Consider the following 15,466-nt stretch of genomic DNA (forward strand, 5'->3'; position numbering starts at 1 on the left):
ATGGATGCAAGCGAGATCAAGGTGAAACCGGGCGCGTACTTCGATGACGATTCCCGCTCGCCGATGGCAGCGGCGCTGGAGCGATCGTCGCCGCACGGCGCGTCGTCCGCGGAAATGCTCGTCCGGATGCAGATTCAGGCTTCGCTGGCAGAGAAACTGCTACTGGCCTTGCTGGCGCTGAATGCAGGCGGCATCGTCCTGTTCGGCGACCATGCCTTCGGGGTCGGGCTGATCGCAGCGCTTCTCGCCTTTGCTGCCGCCTTCATGTCGCAGCACTTCTTCGTGCTCGCCTGCCAGCACGAGATGTCATCCGACTATGTTCGTGAGCGCCGAGCCGTCATCGTTGGCAATGTCTTTTATCTGCCAGGCGTTTTGCTCGCGCTGGGATCGATCACGGCGTTAGGACTAGGCGCGCTGTCCTGAGCCTCATGGACAGCTCCCAATCGGAACCCCGCCTACTAAGGCGTATCCGCACGCCCAGGCTGGGCGTGCGGATCATGTATTAGCGCCCGGTGCGAACGCGCTCGCGCTCTGTGGTCTTCGGGTGCTTGTCAGCGTAGTTCTTCTTCACGAACTGGCCGCTGTCTGAGTCACGATATACGGTCTTCTTGGGTTCATTCTTGCTCACGTCATTCTCCTTTTCGTTTCAGGTGAAGAGACGCGGTCCGAAGCTGCCTCTGGCGGCAGGCCGAAGCCTGCCGCCAGCCTCTTCCCGATCAGACCGGGATTAGGATAGGCCATGCTCTAAGACCAAAGGCCTTGGCATAAAGCACCTTGCCGGTATGCGCACACTTCCGCCAAGGGCGGAAAATGTAGCGATACCCGGGTGGTGCCGGCGGGAGGGATCCCGTTGCCATGCCACGTCTCCGAGGGGCGCTGTTTGCCTTGACAGGAGAACCGATTGCTTATAGCGCGGCGTTGTCACACGTCCGATTCGGTTCCTGCGCAGGGCTTCCTCACCGGCAAGCCCCTGTGAGCCCGATGAGGAAAACTTGAGGCCTGAGCATTGCTCGGGTCTTTATTTTTTGATCATCCCCTTTCGATTAAGATAATCTAATCTGTGGCAAGCAGCCTGATAGCTCACGCCATGACGGTCCATGACCGTCTGCGGAGTGTCCCAGGCGCTGAAGAACTGGGCCGGCATAAGAAGCGCGCTGGCGAAGTGGTTCGCTTGCGGCTCGCTCAACCTATACGGCTCTATTTTTCGGTCTGAGGTGGCTCGGGCCAGTGGTACATTTGTGTGCATGGCCCAGTGGCCGAACTCATGCGCGGCAGTGAAGCGATCCCGACGGTCGCCAGCACAAGCGCCCCTATAAACGTCCTCCCGCAGCATGATGAACTCGCCGTTAGGATCGGTATATCCTTCAGCCGAACCCATCACGCTGCTTTCTTCAATAACCAGATTGAAAACACCCAATCTAAGATCGAGAACCTTCTCCAGCATGTCAGTTATGGGAGTATGGGCAACATCCTCCAGTTTGAATGCTGCTCGCCAGTCCTGCGCGGATTTTTCTATAGCATTCCAATTCCTAGGCGGAACTATGAAGTTTTGCCCACTCATTCCTACTACCTTCGCTTATTACTCAAAATGTTCTGAATATCCCTAAGTTGATCTTCCGAAAGGTCGTTCATCCGTCGAGCCAGAAGCCCGGCAGTGTCTCTTCCCAACAGAGAGTTCGGTTCGATGGTAAAAGCTTTACGGGCCCGGTCTGCCGCTGAACGCAGCGCATCTGCTGCATCATTGGCTAGGCCATATGCCCGGATGATCATTTCCTCGAAGCCCGAAGGCGGCGATTTCTTTCCAACCTCAACCGCAGAAACAAAAGCGGCTGATTTTTGGATTTTATCCGCCATATCGAGGAGACGTTCATCCCGGTCGATCCGAATTTTACGAAGCTCCTTTCCGAGTTCGGTGATCATGTTGACAGTCCCTTCTCCCCTTGCAGCGTGAATCAGGTTACCTCCTTGTTGACCCTACATAGTCACGAAGGTGCAACCGTTCAACCCCCTAGGTTGATAAAAATGCATGTTGGGTTTCTCGCCTCAACCAGCGCGCTCTTAGGAGCGTGCCCATATAATGCAACGCCTCTGCGCTGAGTTGATGCGGTGAGACGGTTCCCATCGCTGGTTGGCTCAGGTCCAGTTGTTCGGAAATCCTGGACACGTCGAACTACCGCAAAAAGTGCGGTAGTTCGAAGCGACACCGGCCCCATGGATTTCCAAGGGACCGATCGCTTCGTTCCGCCCAGCGACTGATGACGAATTTCGTCGGCGGTCAGCGATATCGGGATACCGATATGGGAATTGCCACGTCGGATCTTGTTCAGGCTATTGGCGCGGCCGCCGGGCAACTGTCCGGAAATCCCGGACAGTTCGAACTAGTGCAAAAATTGCGCTAGTTCGAACCGGCATCAGGTCCCTGCTAATCTGCAGGGACGGATCACTTCGATCAGCTCAGCGACAGACGATGAGTTTCGTCGGCGGCGATATCGGAATACCGATATTGCAATTCCCATATCGCCGCGGCGATAGTCTTCTTGGAACCTCCCCCGATGCGGGGATGCCTCCCGAGATGCCCCCAGATTTGGGGGCATTCTTCATTCTAGTCCTTCAGCAGGTTCTTCGCACTCATCACGCCATCCATGAGCAGGTCGGCCCACTCCTGCGCGATTTCGCGGCGCCGGGGCATATAAGCGGCGCGGTTATAGGCGCTCTCCACCTTGTTCTGCGGGACGTGCGACAGCATCAAGTCGATGATGGCACGATCGGGTGAGGCATCCTGATGCCCAGCCGCTCGCCACGCGCGGTCATGCAGTTCGTTCATGATGGTGCTGAACGCCGCGCGCCAGCCGTGGGGGACATGACGGCCATGATAACCGACCCGGTTATAAAGATAGCCAATCGCGTTCTCACTCATCGGCTGGTGGCTGTGCCGAATCGAGGGGAAGACTAGAGGGCAGCGCCCGGTCAGCCGCCGCGTCTGAACAATGACGTCCACCGCCTGGCGAGAGAGGGGCACGATGTGCTCAAACGCTTCCTCGTCCTTCTTGTGCAGCGCCAGCTTCATGCGAGCGGCTGGGATGCGCCAGATCGGCTCATCCCCCTCCAGATCCTCAAATTCATCCCAGCCGATGCCCCGCACGACGCCGGGCCGCACCGATGTGAGGGCGAGCAGGCGTGAAGCCAGCTTCACGACCGGCGTAGCGCCCGACGCCTCGCTGTCCATGATCAGCTGGCGGCATTCTTCAATGTTGGTGAGGGCAGGCTGCTTGCCCTTCTTGGGAAGCGGCTTGAGCGCCTTGGTGACGATCGCGGCTGGATCACTGTCCCCGATGCCTTCCGAGATGGCATAGACGAAGACTGCGGACATGCGCTGCCGGATGCGCCGGGCAGTTTCGATAGAGCCGCGTCGTTCGATCTTGCGGAGGGTCGCCAGCACAGTGGGGGCATCGATCTCCTGAATGGGCATGCTGCCGATCTCAGGAAAGACGTCGCGCTGAAGGCTGTTGAGGACGTCATAGGCATGAACCTCGGCCCAGCGGCCTTTCTCATTCTCATGCCATGCGCGGGCCAGCTTTTCGAAGGTAAGGCCAGCGCGCTCGATGCTGGCGAGTTTCGCCTTGCGCAATTCCATGGCTGGGTTCTGGTGCTCGCGCAGCTGCCGCCTGGCAGCGTCGCGCTTGTCACGCGCCTGAGCCAAGGAGACCTCTGGATAGGCCCCGAATGTCAGTCGGTGCTCCTTGCCAGCATGGCGATATTTATAGCGCCAGCTCTTAAATCCCTTGGTCGTGACGAACAGGTAGAGCCCCTTTTCGTCGGCCAGCTTATAGTCCTTCTCGCGCGGCAGCGCTTTGCGGACCTGAGCGTCGGTAAGCATCGATGCCCCCATATTCCAAAAGCCATGCCCCCATTATGCCCCCTGTTGCTGTGCGATTGGGGGCATTCCGATGGGAACCCATGGGAAGGTTCATAGCCGAAAAACGGGAGAAAAGCGAAGGGAATGGGGGTTAATGAACCCTGATGAATGGAGAAAATGGCGGAGCGGGAGGGATTCGAACCCTCGATACGCTTTTGACGTATACTCACTTTCCAGGCGAGCGCCTTCGACCACTCGGCCACCGCTCCGCATTGCACTGGAGGCGGCTCCCTATCGTGGGTCGGCGCGCTAGGCAAGGGGATGCTTTACTTTACTTTCCATCCGGCAGACACGCTGAGGCTCCATCCCGCAAAAACGGGTAAATTGCCGGAACGATGCCTATCTACCGGACATTGAAGCCCCGCCGGCAACGATGGAGAGCAAGGTCATGATCGTAGGCACCGTCAGAGAGGTCAAGAATCACGAATATCGCGTCGGCCTGACGCCCGAAAGCGTGCATGAGCTGACCGCCCACGGCCATCGCGTGCTGGTGGAAAGCGGCGCGGGGGAGGGGATCGGTGCGCATGACGGCCTCTATGCCCGCGCCGGGGCGGAGATCGTGGACGACCCCGCCGCCATCTTCGCGGCGGCGGAAATGATCGTGAAGGTCAAGGAGCCCCAGCCGGAAGAACGCGCCCTGCTGCGCCCCGGCCAGATCCTCTACACCTATCTGCATCTGGCGCCCGATCCGGATCAGGCGCGGGATCTGATGGCGTCGGGCGCGATCGGCATCGCCTATGAAACGGTGACCGACGCCCATGGCGGTCTGCCGCTGCTGAAACCCATGAGCCAGGTCGCAGGACGCATGGCGATCCAGGCCGGGGCGACCGCGCTGGAAAAGGCGCATGGCGGACGGGGCGTGCTGCTGGGCGGGGTGCCCGGCGTCCTCCCGGCGAAGGTCGCGGTGATCGGCGGCGGCGTGGTCGGCTTCAACGCGGCGCAGATGGCGGCGGGCCTGGGCGCGGACGTCACCATCCTGGACCGCAGCCCGGAAGCGCTGGAACGGCTGGGCATCCATTTCGAGGCGCGGGCCAAGACGCGCTTTTCCAACCGCGCCAATCTGGCCGAATGCGTGGAGGAGGCGGACCTTGTGATCGGCGCGGTGCTGATCCCCGGCGCCGCCGCGCCCAAACTGGTGTCGGCGGCCATGCTGAAGACCATGAAGAAGGGCGCGGTGCTGGTCGACGTCGCCATCGACCAGGGCGGCTGCTTCGAAACCAGCCACCCCACCACCCATGACGACCCGACCTATATCGTGGACGGCATCGTCCATTATTGCGTCGCCAACATGCCCGGCGCGGTGGCGCGCACCAGCACCTACGCGCTCAACAACGTCACCCTGCCCCATGCGCTGCGCATCGCCGACCTGGGCTGGAAGGAAGCGCTGCGTGCCGACCCGCATCTGCGCGAAGGGCTGAACGTGTGGAACGGCCAGATCACCTACCAGGCCGTGGCGGAGGCGCTGGACCTCCCCTTCACTCCGGCGGAACAAGCCGTCCGCTAGGCCAGGTTCGACCGGTTTGACCCCCGCGAATGCGCGGATCGCGCCTGACAGCGCCTGCCCGCTGCGATGCGTCGAACCGTGGACGACGATCCGCGATGATGAACAGGTCAGCCTGCCCAGGCCACCGCGACCTCTCCGAGCGCTTTGAGAACGGCTTCGTCCGTCGGACGCACATTTTCGGAGAAGGACGCGGTCTCGAAATAGCCAGTCACGACCAACGGGCTGCCACCATTGGGTGGAACCAGGATAGCCAGGTCGTTGGTCTTGTTGCCGATGCCTGGGCGCATGCCAGTGCCCGTTTTATCGAAAGCGCGCCAATCCGCGGGAATTCCGGCCCTGATGCGGTTCATTCCGGTTTTCGTTGCCGCCATCCAGTCGCGCAGGCGGTTTCGACTGTGCGGGCGAAGCACGTCGCCCAGCACAATCCGCCGTACCGTTTCGGCCATTGCCCTTGGTGTCGTGCTGTTCTCCTCGGTGCCGGGCGGTATGACGTTGATGTCTGGCTCATAGCCGTCAAGCCGACTTTCATCATCCCCGATCCCGCGCCAGAACCGCGTCAATGCCTGCGGTCCGCCAAGCCGACGCATCAGCACGTTCGCAGCGGCATTGTCGCTCGTCACCTGCACGGCTTCGGCCAGCGTCAGGATCGGCAAGACGCCGTCGGCAAGATTCCTTTCGACGACAGGCGAATAGGCGACGATATCGGACTGGCCGAAGGGGAGCATTTGCTTCAGGTCGAGGCGACCGGCATCGCTTTCTCGAAGCGCCATCGCCGCAAGCGACAATTTGAACGTCGAACAATGGCAGAAGCGCTCATCGGCGCGCCAGCCAAAGCTCTGTCCGCTGCCGGTATCGAGAAAGAACGCTCCCAGTCTGCCGCCCGCCGCCTGTTCAATGGCGCGAAGGCGGGCGATCGGATCAAATGTCGTTGCTCGCCCGCCAGCACAACCGGACAGGAGCATGACGCCGATACCAGATAGAAAGTCGCGCCGATCGATCATGAATTGGCAGTATATTATCCTTTTCATTTTTGCATCATCGTTGGATGGCGCCTGTCATCCGCCCTCCGCCCGACACCCCCATTCCGAATGAAATTCAGGCGCCCTCGCGGCCCTTATGGGGAAAGCCCTTTACATCCCGCACGGGATTGTCTGTGAAGTACCCAGCGTACAGCCAAGGACAGGAACCCGCACCATGACAATCCTCGTGACCGGCGCGGCCGGATTCATCGGCATGGCCGTCGCTGACCGTCTGTTGTCGCAGGGCCGGGCGGTGTTCGGCATCGACAATATGAACGACTATTACCCCGTCTCGCTGAAACGCGACCGGATCGCCGCCCTGCATGAACGCCATGGCGGCCTGTTCACCTTCGCGGAACTCGATTTCGCCGACATGGACGCGCTCCAGGCGGCGCTGCACGACCACCCCATCGACGCGATCGTCCATCTGGGCGCGCAGGCGGGCGTGCGCTATTCGCTGATCAACCCCCACGCCTATGTCCGCTCCAACCTCGCGGGCCATGTCAACATGCTGGAAGTGGCGCGGGAACGGCGGGTGCGGCACCTGGTCTACGCCTCCTCCTCCTCCGTCTATGGCGGCAACGACACGCTGCCCTTCCGCGTGGAGGACCGCGCCGACCACCCCGTCTCGCTCTACGCCGCCACCAAGCGGGCGGACGAACTGATGAGCGAAACCTACGCCCATCTCTTCCGCATTCCGATGACGGGCCTGCGCTTCTTCACCGTCTACGGTCCCTGGGGCCGCCCCGACATGGCGATGTGGATCTTCACATCGAAGATATTGGCGGGCGATCCGATCCCGGTGTTCAACCATGGCCGGATGCAGCGCGACTTCACCTATATAGACGACATCGTCAGCGGCGTGATCGGCTGCCTGGACCATGCGCCGGAGGATGACGGCGCGGCCAAGGCGGGGGGCAGCCGCTCGCCCCACCGGCTCTACAATATCGGCAACAACCGCCCCGAAGAATTGATGCACCTCATCTCCGTTCTGGAGGATGCCTGCGGGCGCAAGGCGGAAATCGACTTCCAGCCAATGCAGCCGGGGGACGTTCCCGCGACCTTCGCGGACATCAGCGCCATCGCGCAGGACATCGGCTTCGCGCCGACCACCGGCATCGAAACGGGCGTGCCGCGCTTCGTCGACTGGTATCGCGCCTATCACAAGCTGGGGTGACGCGGGCGTCAACAATCGCTGCGACGATAAATGGTTCCGCCATCGGTCCGCCTTATTGAGCAACTCGTCGCTTTTTGGTCCATTGTGGCGTTAATGGCGCGTAAATCAACATTCGCACTTGCGAAATAGATTGCTAAAAACAATGGAAGACGCCATCCACGACAGCCGGGTGCCGATTGCTTCAATCGGTCGGGTCGCGGAATGAGGTAAGGGCGGAACACCGTGGGGCGGTGGTTCGTCGCCGCTATGGTCAGCCGGAACGACAACCGGCGGCGATGGCGGAAAAAAGGGCTTACGCGTGTCGACAGTAACGAAGATCGTGCCATTCGGCTCAGGCGGACGGATCGCTGAATCCGCGCGCCGCACATTGTCCATCGCGGCGGAGGGGTTGAACGCCCTGGAAGCGAAATTCGCGGACCGGGAATTTTCCGCCAACTTCCTGCGCATGGTCGGCGCCATCATGAATGTCCGGGGCCGCCTGATCGTCACCGGCATCGGCAAGAGCGGCATCGTCGCGCGCAAGATGACGGCGACCCTCACCTCCACCGGCACGCCCGCCATCTTCCTGCACCCCGCGGACGCCGGTCATGGCGACCTGGGCATGGTGACGCCGGACGATGTCGTGCTGATGCTGTCCCATTCGGGCGAGTCCAGCGAACTCGGCCCCATCATCCAATATTGCAAGCGCTTCGCCATCCCCCTGCTGGGCATGACGACGCGCTCGCACAGCACGGTCGCGGCGGCGTCGGACATCTGCATCCTGATGCCGAACGTGAAGGAAGCCTGCCCCAACGCGCTGGCGCCGACCACCTCCACCACGATCCAGATGGCCTTTGGCGACGCGCTCGCCATTTCGCTGATGGAGATGCGGGGCTTTTCGGCGGACGATTTCCACAAATTCCACCCCAATGGCCGGCTCGGCGCGCAACTGGTCAAGGTGCGCGAACTCATGGCGTCGGGCGACGATGTGCCCCGCGTGGAGGAGGACGCCTCGCTGCTGGACGCCACCATCGAAATGACCCGCGCGCGCCTCGGCGGCACGGCGGTCGTCAACAGGGAAGGTGCGCTGATCGGCGCCTTCACCGACGGCGACCTGCGCCGCACTGTCACCGGCACCCGCCATATGAACGAACCGGTGGGCCGCTACATGACGGCAGAGCCGCTGTCGGTCGGGCCGGAGGAGCTGGCGTCCGAAGCCCTGCGCCTGATGCACGACCATAATATCACCCTCCTCTTCATCTGCGAAAAGGATCGTCTGGTCGGCGCGCTCCACATGCACGACCTGCTGCACGCGGGCGTCGCCTGAATGGCGCCGGGCGCGCAGGGACCAGCATGATCCATTCGGCCTGAACGGAATGTCCGCGACGTCCACCCTCATCGTCATCCCGGCCCGCGCAGGCTCCTCCCGCCTGCCGCGCAAGCCGCTGCGCCTCATCGCGGGCCGCACATTGCTGCACCGGACCATCGCCATGGCCCGCGCCGCCACCGCGAACCTCCCGCACGCGCACCTGCTGGTCGCCACCGATGACGAGGAAATAGCCACCCACGCCCGCGCCGCGGGCTGCGACGCGGCCATGACGGACAGCGGCATCGCCACCGGCTCCGGCCGCGCCCTGGCCGCCGCCCGCCAGCGCGAGGGCGAACCCCGCTTCATCGTCAACCTCCAGGGCGACAGTCCCTTCCAGCCGGAAGGCGCGCTCCGCGCCGTCATCGCCGCGCTGGAGGGCGGGGCGGATGTCGCCACCCCCGTCATCGCCCTGGACTGGCCCGCGCTCGACGCCCTGCGCGACCACAAGACGCGCTCGCCCTTCAGCGGCACCACCTGCGCCCGCGCGCCGGACGGCCGCGCCCTCTGGTTCTCCAAGACCATCATCCCCGCCATCCGGAACGAGGATGCCCTGCGCCAAAGCCAGCCGCTCTCCCCGGTCTGGCGCCATGTCGGCCTCTACGGCTACACGCTGGAAGCCCTGACCCGCTTCGAAGCCGCCCCCCCCACGACCCTCGAAAATCTCGAAGGCCTGGAACAACTCCGCCTGCTCGAACTCGGCATCCCCATCACCACCGTAGCCGTATCCCCGCCCCTCTTCGACAGTTCCGGCATCGACACCGAAGCAGACATCGCCCGCGTCGAAGCCCTGATCGCCACCCACGGCGACCCGACGCCCTGATGCCCGGACCGATGCGCCGCATCTTCATCATCCGCCACGGCAACACCTTCGAAAGCAGCGCGCAGGCCCGCCGCATCGGCGCAGGCACGGACATCCCGCTGGTGGAAAGCGGCCGCGCCCAGGCCGATAGCCTCGCCACCTGGTTCGCCGCGCAAGACTTCCCGATCCGCCGCCTGCACAGCGGCCCGCTCCGGCGCGCCCGCGAAACCGCCGCCGCCATCGCCTCCGCCACCGGCCACCCGCTCGACGGCCCACTCCCCTGGCTCAACGAGATCGACCACGGCCCCGACGAAGGCCAACCCGAATCGCAAGTCCTCGCCCGCCTGGGCGCCGACGCGCTCACCGCCTGGGACGAACAGGGCATCGCGCCCAAGGACTGGAGGGTCGACGCGCAATCCCGCATCGCCGCCTGGAAAGACTGGTTCGCTCAGGAAGGGGAGGGGACGGACCTGCTCGTCACCAGCAACGGCGCCGCCCGCTTCGCGCTCCTCGCATTGGGCCTGCCGCTCAAAAACCTCAAACTCCGCACCGGAGCCTTCGGCGAACTGACCATCGACGAAACAGGCGCTCCCCGACTCGTCCACTGGGACAAACGCCCTTAAAGAGGAAGGAGGGGCCTGCGCACAGGCAATCCCGCCCTCACTCCTTCCGCTGAGGCACCGAAAAAGTCCCGGACACACGCCCGCCAGCCCCGCTGGACACGCCCGAACCGCCGCCACCGGCCGCCCGCCCATCCACGGTCGACCGCCCGCTGGTCAGATCGATCACCAGCCGCCCCCCGGTCAGCCGGTTCGTCCCCTGCGTCAGCGATACATTGCCCAACATGGTGATCAACCTGCTGTTCAGGTCATAGATGGCGACATTGCCCTTCGCCGTCTGATCCCCCTTGGTCACGACAACATTGCCCGAAGCGTCGATCCGGTCGATCTCCACCCCGTTGGTCCCGGTCCCGCCCCCCGGCCGGTTCCGGTAAGCCACCGTCATCCGCGCCGCATTCAACGTCATGCCCGCCTGCGTCACCTCGACATGGCCGGACACGATCACGCGGTCGGCGCGGTCCTGCACCTCGATCCGGTCGGCGGTGAAATTCACCGGCGCATTGCTGTCATGATTCTTCAACACCTGCGCGTCCGCCCCGGCATAGACCAGTCCGGCCGCACCCAAAGCGCTCAACGACACCAAAAGAAGGGGCTTTTTCATCACCTTTGCCCTTTGAGGCCATTTTGCTCGATACGCAAGCTCGCACGCCCGTTCAGCGTCACCGTCCGCGCGCCCAGATCGGCCTCCAGATGGTCGCCGCTGAACGTCCCTATCGGTATCCGCCCATCGACCCGCCCCGCGCTTTGCATCCGCCGCGTCTTGAGGTCCACGCCCACATCCCGCGTCGTCATCCTGTATCCGCCCTCCGACTGGAACTGCACCGGCCCGTCGATGGCGACCCGCTCCGTATCCATGTCGTACCGCCCCTTTTGCGCCCGCAGCAACGCCTGCCCGTCGGACAGCAATATCCGCGCCGACATGTCATTCAGGTCCACGATCGGTTCCCGCGAACTTTTCTGCACCGCCGATCCCGCCCGCAGGGAAAAGGGCTGCCCCTTGCTGTCCTCCCCGCGATAGAGCGCCTCGGTCACGCGCATCCGCTCCTTCGCCACCTCGACCTTGTTCTTGTCGAGCACGAAGCTCACCTTGTCCCCGCCGGTAAAGGGCGCCGTCGCCAGCAAAGCCGCCAGCACGCCCACCGCCGCGGGCAGCCAGTTCTTGAGCAGCCCGACCAGCCGGTCATGCCGCCCCCCCGGCCGCGCCCAGTGTCGGCGCGCATCGCGTTGCTGTTCGGCCTGTAACGACATGCACCCTCACATATGCGCGAAGATATCGATCTCCGGCCATCCCGCCAGGTCCAGTTCGGCCCGGTGCGGCAGGAAATCGAAACAGGCCTGCGCCAGTTCCATCCGCCCCTCGCGCACCAGCCTTTTGTCCAGCTCCGCCTTCAACGCATGCAGGTACCGGACGTCGGACGCCGCATATTCCTTCTGCGGGTCCGACAGCACCGGCCCGCCCCAGTCGCTCGACTGCTGCACCTTGGACAATTCCTGCCCCAGCAGTTCGCGCACCAGTTCCTTCAGCCCATGCCGGTCGGTATAGGTCCGCACCAGCCGCGAAGCGATCTTGGTGCAATAGACCGGCGCGGCCACGATGCCCATATAATGGCGAATCGCCGCAATATCGAACCGCCCGAAATGATAGAGCTTCAACCGTTCCGGATCGGCCAGCACGGCGCGCAGGTTGGGCGCGGCATAATCGCTGCCGGGGTTGAAGCGCACCAGATGCTCGTCGCCCTTGCCGTCGCTGATCTGCACGACGCACAGGCGGTCGCGGGGCGTGATCAGCCCCATGGTTTCGGTGTCGACGGCGATCGGGCCGGGGGCAAGGACGCCCTGCGGCAGATCCTCTTCATGGAAATGGACGGTCATGATTCCCCTCTATGGCCAAAGCCGCCAGTTCGCAATCGCCGCTTGGCAATGGAGAACGAAAGGCGCTCAACCCCTCCCAAAGCCGCCATTTCGCGGCATTTGTCCGCCTTAAAAATCATTCGCGCTCCCCTGAAAAGCTGATATAGTGAGTCCCAAACCGCGTGCTTGCGGTGGATTCTGCATGTCATTCGCCCGACATGCTTGTCTGGTTTAGTCTGGGGCGAAGCGAAAGTGACCAACAGGGCATGAGTTTTGATAGAGGTCGCCGCGGCGGGCGCGGCAAGGATAAGCGCGACGGTTTCGGCGACGAGGGTTTCTATGAAGGCGGTCGTGGCGGCTTCGGCGGCGATCGCGGTGGCTTCGGCGGTGGCGGTTTCGGCGGCGGTGATCGCTTCGGCGGCGGTGGTGGCGGCTTCGGCGGTGATCGCGGCGGCTTCGGCGGCGGTGGCGGCGGTGGCTTCCGCAGCGGCGGTGGCGGCGGCTTCGGCGGCGGCGGTGGTTTCGGCGGCGGCCGCGGTGGCGGCGGTGGCATGCCTGCCCAGGTCGTCGGTGAAGGCACTGGCGTGGTCAAGTTCTTCAACGGCCAGAAGGGTTTCGGCTTCATCGTCCGTGACGATGGCGCGGAAGACGTGTTCGTCCACATCAGCGCTGTCGAACAGGCTGGCCTGACCGGCCTGGCCGAGGGTCAGCAGCTTGGCTTCACGCTGGTCGATCGCGGCGGCAAGATTTCGGCGACCGATCTCAAGATCGAGGGCGAACCGCTCCCGGTCACGGATCGTCCCCGCGAACCGCGCGAACCCCGCGCAGGCGGCTTCGGCGCCCCGGGCGGCGACCGCGGCCCGCAGCGCCAGCTTACCGGCGAACGCGCCAGCGGCACGGTCAAGTTCTTCAATGCCATGAAGGGCTTCGGCTTCATCCAGCGCGACGACGGCCAGCCCGACGCATTCGTTCATATCAGCGCCGTAGAACGCGCCGGCATGAGCGCGCTGAATGAAGGTGATCGCCTCGACTTCGAACTGGAAGTCGACCGCCGCGGCAAATACGCGGCCGTCAACCTTCAGACGAAGGCCGACTAAAAAAGCAGACCTGCCCGCTTTAGGGAGAGGATAGAAGGGGTCGCCTGCCCGGCGGCCCCTTTTTGTTGGGACGGCGGGTGTCCGCCGTTCCTCCGCGCCAGACCCGGACTGGTCGAGCCGGCTTATTGATCCGCTGGCCAGGGCAGCGAGTGGTACAGATCGCGCACCTTTGCGAAGCGTTCTTCAAACAGCGGAAGTTCCGCGAGTTCGAGCCGAAGGGTTGCCCAGTCGCGTTGGGCGCGGGCGGCTATCTCCGGGTCATCGATCGAATGCCGGTTCGGTTCGATACCCCGCGTTCGACACTTTTCGACCAGCGTGGCAAGCATTGTTTGACGAACGCCGTCGTCAACCGGGTTGTTGTCCAGTAGAAATGCGATGTCGTAGACGTCCTGGCGCCTGGCGCGATTGCGGATCGGCTGTTGAAGGAGCGCGCGCAGCTTTTCGGCGATCAGTTCTTCGAGCGTAAAGGCTTGAACCCCGACATCGGCATTGCTCAGATTAAGCTCCTGAAACGCATAGACCTGATCGCGAAAGCTGATCTCGACCAAGAGGATGCGGCCCGCTCGCCCTTCTGCCAGGGCGGCTTCCTGTTTCGAGCCGCGCTCGGCTGATCCGATCCGCAATTCGAGCGCGGGAAATTCGGCGCCCTCGAACAGCGCGGGCCTGGGACGCCGCTTCACGCCCTGTACCCGGCATACAAGGTCGAGATAACCCAGCCTTATGGCCGCGATCGGCAGCTTCGCGTCGAGTTCCTCGCGGAGCAACCCGTCGAAACCGTCAGGCTGCACCGTCGCCGAAAAGTCCACATCGCCGGTGACCCGTCGCGACCCGAAGGCGAGCGCCATCAATGCGCCTCCTTTAAGAACCAGGCTTTGATGGAGGGACGGAGACAGGCCTATCGCGGCCAGTACGATCTCGGTAACCTGGCGATCGCGGAACAGTTGCGGATCGGCGCGGGCGCTTTCGACCCATGCGCGAATATCGACATCCACGGTTTCGACAGGCGTATCAGAATCAGGCATTGATCGCGATCATCCACTTTGCAGAAAAGACTTGGCCATATGGCGCTTGGGGATCGAGCTTACGGGAACCGCCCCGCTGCGCACAGGCGGCCCATCCGCCGATGCGTGGATCCGAAAGGCCTAGCATTTCTTCCAATATATAACCGGCGCGCACTTTCACTATCGGGTTATCGGTGGTGTTGACCGCAACGATGATATCCTCCAGCCAGTCTTCAGCGTGGCGATCGTAACAATCGAGAATATGCCGGATACCGCCGCACAGCGCTGGCTGATCCAGCATATCGACGAAAACCCGGCCGATCTTGGCAATCCGGCTGACGCTGCCGGCAATAGGTGTCGGATCGGCCGGATGCTTCGTTTCGTGAACGATGACATGGCGGCGCCGGACATGCTCGCGAATACCGATGCGGCTGAGCTGCGGCTGAAGGGAAGGCATTGGCTCGTCCTTATAATCCTCCGCCATCCGGATATTGCGCAGCTGTGTCCAAAGCGTGCGCGATGGGGTCGTCATATGCAATGCTTCGGGGGAACGGTCGGTAATGCCATATCGCTGCATTGCCGACAGATGCGAGATATAGGCAAATGGATCGACCAGGCATATCGCCTCTTCGGCGGTGGGCGCGTCCGCAGCCTGAACGACGCGCCAGACACCGGCCTTGAAGTCTTCGTCAGGTACGAGAATGCGCCGCTTGACGAGCGTACGGATCATCGCTCGAAGTTGAGAGTGTCCCCAATAGGCCGGAAGGCGGAGTATTTTCTCTCCCTCATATTGACCGGTGGCCAAGAGAGGTTTGACATGCTGGTTCAGGCTATATTCGGTGACGAGCGGTGCGTTGGCCTGCTCCAGCCTTTTCACGATCGCCTGACTAAGGTAAAGTGACACAGTATTGAACTCCATACGTCCTAAGGACGTATGGAGTTCAATACTGGTTTTGTCAAGTAGGCGTGCCTGATCCGGTCTTAAAACGTACAGGGATTGCGATACAGCCTCATATGCTTTACGTCCTAAGGACGTAAAGCATATGAGGCATGTTACAGCTATATATATATGCCTTAAACATCCCACGGCAAACGCTCATCAGCGCCCTTGCTTTGAAATGAGCACCCGGGACG

General features: G+C 62.7%; 17 protein-coding genes and 1 tRNA gene. 7 read left to right on the forward strand and 11 right to left on the reverse strand.

Translation table 11 applies throughout. The features are described from left to right. A complete protein-coding gene (locus NUH86_RS16075) occupies positions 1 to 423 on the forward strand; it encodes a hypothetical protein (RefSeq protein ID WP_267250419.1) in 423 nt (140 codons plus the stop codon). Between the two features lie 79 nt (positions 424 to 502). Here the strand turns inward: NUH86_RS16075 and NUH86_RS16080 are convergent, their stop codons facing one another. The 5 genes from NUH86_RS16080 to NUH86_RS16100 form a co-directional block, all read right to left on the reverse strand. Continuing rightward, complete coding sequence (locus NUH86_RS16080) at positions 503 to 628, reverse strand: hypothetical protein (protein WP_267250420.1); 126 nt, start codon at positions 626 to 628, stop codon at positions 503 to 505. Between the two features lie 390 nt (positions 629 to 1,018). After that, complete coding sequence (locus NUH86_RS16085) at positions 1,019 to 1,561, reverse strand: ImmA/IrrE family metallo-endopeptidase (RefSeq protein ID WP_267250421.1); 543 nt, start codon at positions 1,559 to 1,561, stop codon at positions 1,019 to 1,021. Positions 1,562 to 1,566: 5 nt separating this feature from the next. Further along, positions 1,567 to 1,920: a hypothetical protein gene (locus tag NUH86_RS16090; RefSeq protein ID WP_267250422.1), complete on the reverse strand. Its 354-nt coding sequence runs from the start codon at positions 1,918 to 1,920 to the stop codon at positions 1,567 to 1,569. A 682-nt stretch (positions 1,921 to 2,602) separates the two neighbouring features. Further along, on the reverse strand, positions 2,603 to 3,877 hold the full coding sequence (locus NUH86_RS16095; protein WP_267250423.1) for a tyrosine-type recombinase/integrase: 1,275 nt from the start codon (positions 3,875 to 3,877) through the stop codon (positions 2,603 to 2,605). Positions 3,878 to 4,034: 157 nt separating this feature from the next. After that, a tRNA-Ser gene (locus tag NUH86_RS16100) sits at positions 4,035 to 4,125 on the reverse strand. Positions 4,126 to 4,304: 179 nt separating this feature from the next. Between NUH86_RS16100 and ald the strand changes: the two genes are divergently transcribed. Further along, positions 4,305 to 5,420, forward strand: coding sequence for an alanine dehydrogenase (ald, locus tag NUH86_RS16105; protein WP_267250424.1), 1,116 nt, complete (start codon positions 4,305 to 4,307; stop codon positions 5,418 to 5,420). Positions 5,421 to 5,527: 107 nt separating this feature from the next. Here the strand turns inward: ald and bla are convergent, their stop codons facing one another. Then, the gene (gene bla / locus NUH86_RS16110) at positions 5,528 to 6,421 is read right to left on the reverse strand and encodes a class A beta-lactamase (RefSeq protein WP_267250425.1); all 894 of its coding nucleotides are present in this window, start codon (positions 6,419 to 6,421) and stop codon (positions 5,528 to 5,530) included. A 193-nt stretch (positions 6,422 to 6,614) separates the two neighbouring features. On the opposite strand from bla, the gene NUH86_RS16115 reads away from it, so the two are divergent. From NUH86_RS16115 to NUH86_RS16130, 4 genes are all read left to right on the forward strand, one after another. Beyond that, positions 6,615 to 7,616: an NAD-dependent epimerase/dehydratase family protein gene (locus NUH86_RS16115; RefSeq protein ID WP_267250426.1), complete on the forward strand. Its 1,002-nt coding sequence runs from the start codon at positions 6,615 to 6,617 to the stop codon at positions 7,614 to 7,616. Positions 7,617 to 7,914: 298 nt separating this feature from the next. Next, the gene (locus tag NUH86_RS16120) at positions 7,915 to 8,922 is read left to right on the forward strand and encodes a KpsF/GutQ family sugar-phosphate isomerase (protein ID WP_267250427.1); all 1,008 of its coding nucleotides are present in this window, start codon (positions 7,915 to 7,917) and stop codon (positions 8,920 to 8,922) included. A 49-nt stretch (positions 8,923 to 8,971) separates the two neighbouring features. Next, positions 8,972 to 9,784 (forward strand): 3-deoxy-manno-octulosonate cytidylyltransferase, encoded by an 813-nt coding sequence (locus NUH86_RS16125; RefSeq protein WP_267250428.1) that lies wholly within the window; start codon positions 8,972 to 8,974, stop codon positions 9,782 to 9,784. Between the two features lie 11 nt (positions 9,785 to 9,795). Next, on the forward strand, positions 9,796 to 10,386 hold the full coding sequence (locus NUH86_RS16130; RefSeq protein WP_267252167.1) for a histidine phosphatase family protein: 591 nt from the start codon (positions 9,796 to 9,798) through the stop codon (positions 10,384 to 10,386). Between the two features lie 37 nt (positions 10,387 to 10,423). Here the strand turns inward: NUH86_RS16130 and NUH86_RS16135 are convergent, their stop codons facing one another. The 3 genes from NUH86_RS16135 to NUH86_RS16145 are packed head-to-tail and all read right to left on the reverse strand — an operon-like array spanning position 10,424 to position 12,255. Further along, the gene (locus NUH86_RS16135; RefSeq protein ID WP_267250429.1) at positions 10,424 to 10,984 is read right to left on the reverse strand and encodes an LptA/OstA family protein; all 561 of its coding nucleotides are present in this window, start codon (positions 10,982 to 10,984) and stop codon (positions 10,424 to 10,426) included. Next, complete coding sequence (locus tag NUH86_RS16140) at positions 10,984 to 11,631, reverse strand: LPS export ABC transporter periplasmic protein LptC (protein WP_267250430.1); 648 nt, start codon at positions 11,629 to 11,631, stop codon at positions 10,984 to 10,986. Before NUH86_RS16140 ends, NUH86_RS16135 begins: the two co-directional genes overlap by 1 nt. 6 nt (positions 11,632 to 11,637) lie before the next feature. Continuing rightward, complete coding sequence (locus NUH86_RS16145; protein WP_267250431.1) at positions 11,638 to 12,255, reverse strand: ribonuclease D; 618 nt, start codon at positions 12,253 to 12,255, stop codon at positions 11,638 to 11,640. 245 nt (positions 12,256 to 12,500) lie between these two features. Here NUH86_RS16145 and NUH86_RS24760 point away from each other — a divergent pair, with 245 nt between their 5' ends. Beyond that, positions 12,501 to 13,331 carry a cold-shock protein gene (locus NUH86_RS24760; protein ID WP_323748995.1) on the forward strand — a complete coding sequence of 277 codons (831 nt, stop codon included), beginning with the start codon at positions 12,501 to 12,503 and terminating at the stop codon, positions 13,329 to 13,331. Between the two features lie 122 nt (positions 13,332 to 13,453). Here the strand turns inward: NUH86_RS24760 and NUH86_RS16160 are convergent, their stop codons facing one another. Next, entirely contained in the window at positions 13,454 to 14,353 is a 900-nt protein-coding gene (locus NUH86_RS16160) for a nucleotidyl transferase AbiEii/AbiGii toxin family protein (RefSeq protein WP_267250432.1), read from the reverse strand. After that, the gene (locus tag NUH86_RS16165; protein ID WP_267250433.1) at positions 14,346 to 15,236 is read right to left on the reverse strand and encodes a type IV toxin-antitoxin system AbiEi family antitoxin domain-containing protein; all 891 of its coding nucleotides are present in this window, start codon (positions 15,234 to 15,236) and stop codon (positions 14,346 to 14,348) included. Before NUH86_RS16165 ends, NUH86_RS16160 begins: the two co-directional genes overlap by 8 nt. Positions 15,237 to 15,466: the final 230 nt, after the last annotated feature.

The sequence above is a fragment of the Sphingobium sp. JS3065 genome, from assembly GCF_026427355.1.
GTDB lineage: Bacteria > Pseudomonadota > Alphaproteobacteria > Sphingomonadales > Sphingomonadaceae > Sphingobium.

Bases quoted from the DNA above. Each gene is read 5' to 3' on its own strand.
- NUH86_RS16090 (WP_267250422.1), bottom strand. From the start codon at position 1,920: ATGATCACCGAACTCGGAAAGGAGCTTCGTAAAATTCGGATCGACCGG.
- NUH86_RS16135 (WP_267250429.1), bottom strand. From the start codon at position 10,984: ATGAAAAAGCCCCTTCTTTTGGTGTCGTTGAGCGCTTTGGGTGCGGCC.
- NUH86_RS16115 (WP_267250426.1), top strand. From the start codon at position 6,615: ATGACAATCCTCGTGACCGGCGCGGCCGGATTCATCGGCATGGCCGTC.
- NUH86_RS16140 (WP_267250430.1), bottom strand. From the start codon at position 11,631: ATGTCGTTACAGGCCGAACAGCAACGCGATGCGCGCCGACACTGGGCG.
- NUH86_RS16085 (WP_267250421.1), bottom strand. From the start codon at position 1,561: ATGAGTGGGCAAAACTTCATAGTTCCGCCTAGGAATTGGAATGCTATA.
- NUH86_RS24760 (WP_323748995.1), top strand. From the start codon at position 12,501: ATGAGTTTTGATAGAGGTCGCCGCGGCGGGCGCGGCAAGGATAAGCGC.
- NUH86_RS16130 (WP_267252167.1), top strand. From the start codon at position 9,796: ATGCGCCGCATCTTCATCATCCGCCACGGCAACACCTTCGAAAGCAGC.
- NUH86_RS16125 (WP_267250428.1), top strand. From the start codon at position 8,972: ATGTCCGCGACGTCCACCCTCATCGTCATCCCGGCCCGCGCAGGCTCC.
- bla (WP_267250425.1), bottom strand. From the start codon at position 6,421: ATGATCGATCGGCGCGACTTTCTATCTGGTATCGGCGTCATGCTCCTG.
- NUH86_RS16075 (WP_267250419.1), top strand. From the start codon at position 1: ATGGATGCAAGCGAGATCAAGGTGAAACCGGGCGCGTACTTCGATGAC.
- NUH86_RS16095 (WP_267250423.1), bottom strand. From the start codon at position 3,877: ATGCTTACCGACGCTCAGGTCCGCAAAGCGCTGCCGCGCGAGAAGGAC.
- NUH86_RS16145 (WP_267250431.1), bottom strand. From the start codon at position 12,255: ATGACCGTCCATTTCCATGAAGAGGATCTGCCGCAGGGCGTCCTTGCC.
- NUH86_RS16160 (WP_267250432.1), bottom strand. From the start codon at position 14,353: ATGCCTGATTCTGATACGCCTGTCGAAACCGTGGATGTCGATATTCGC.
- ald (WP_267250424.1), top strand. From the start codon at position 4,305: ATGATCGTAGGCACCGTCAGAGAGGTCAAGAATCACGAATATCGCGTC.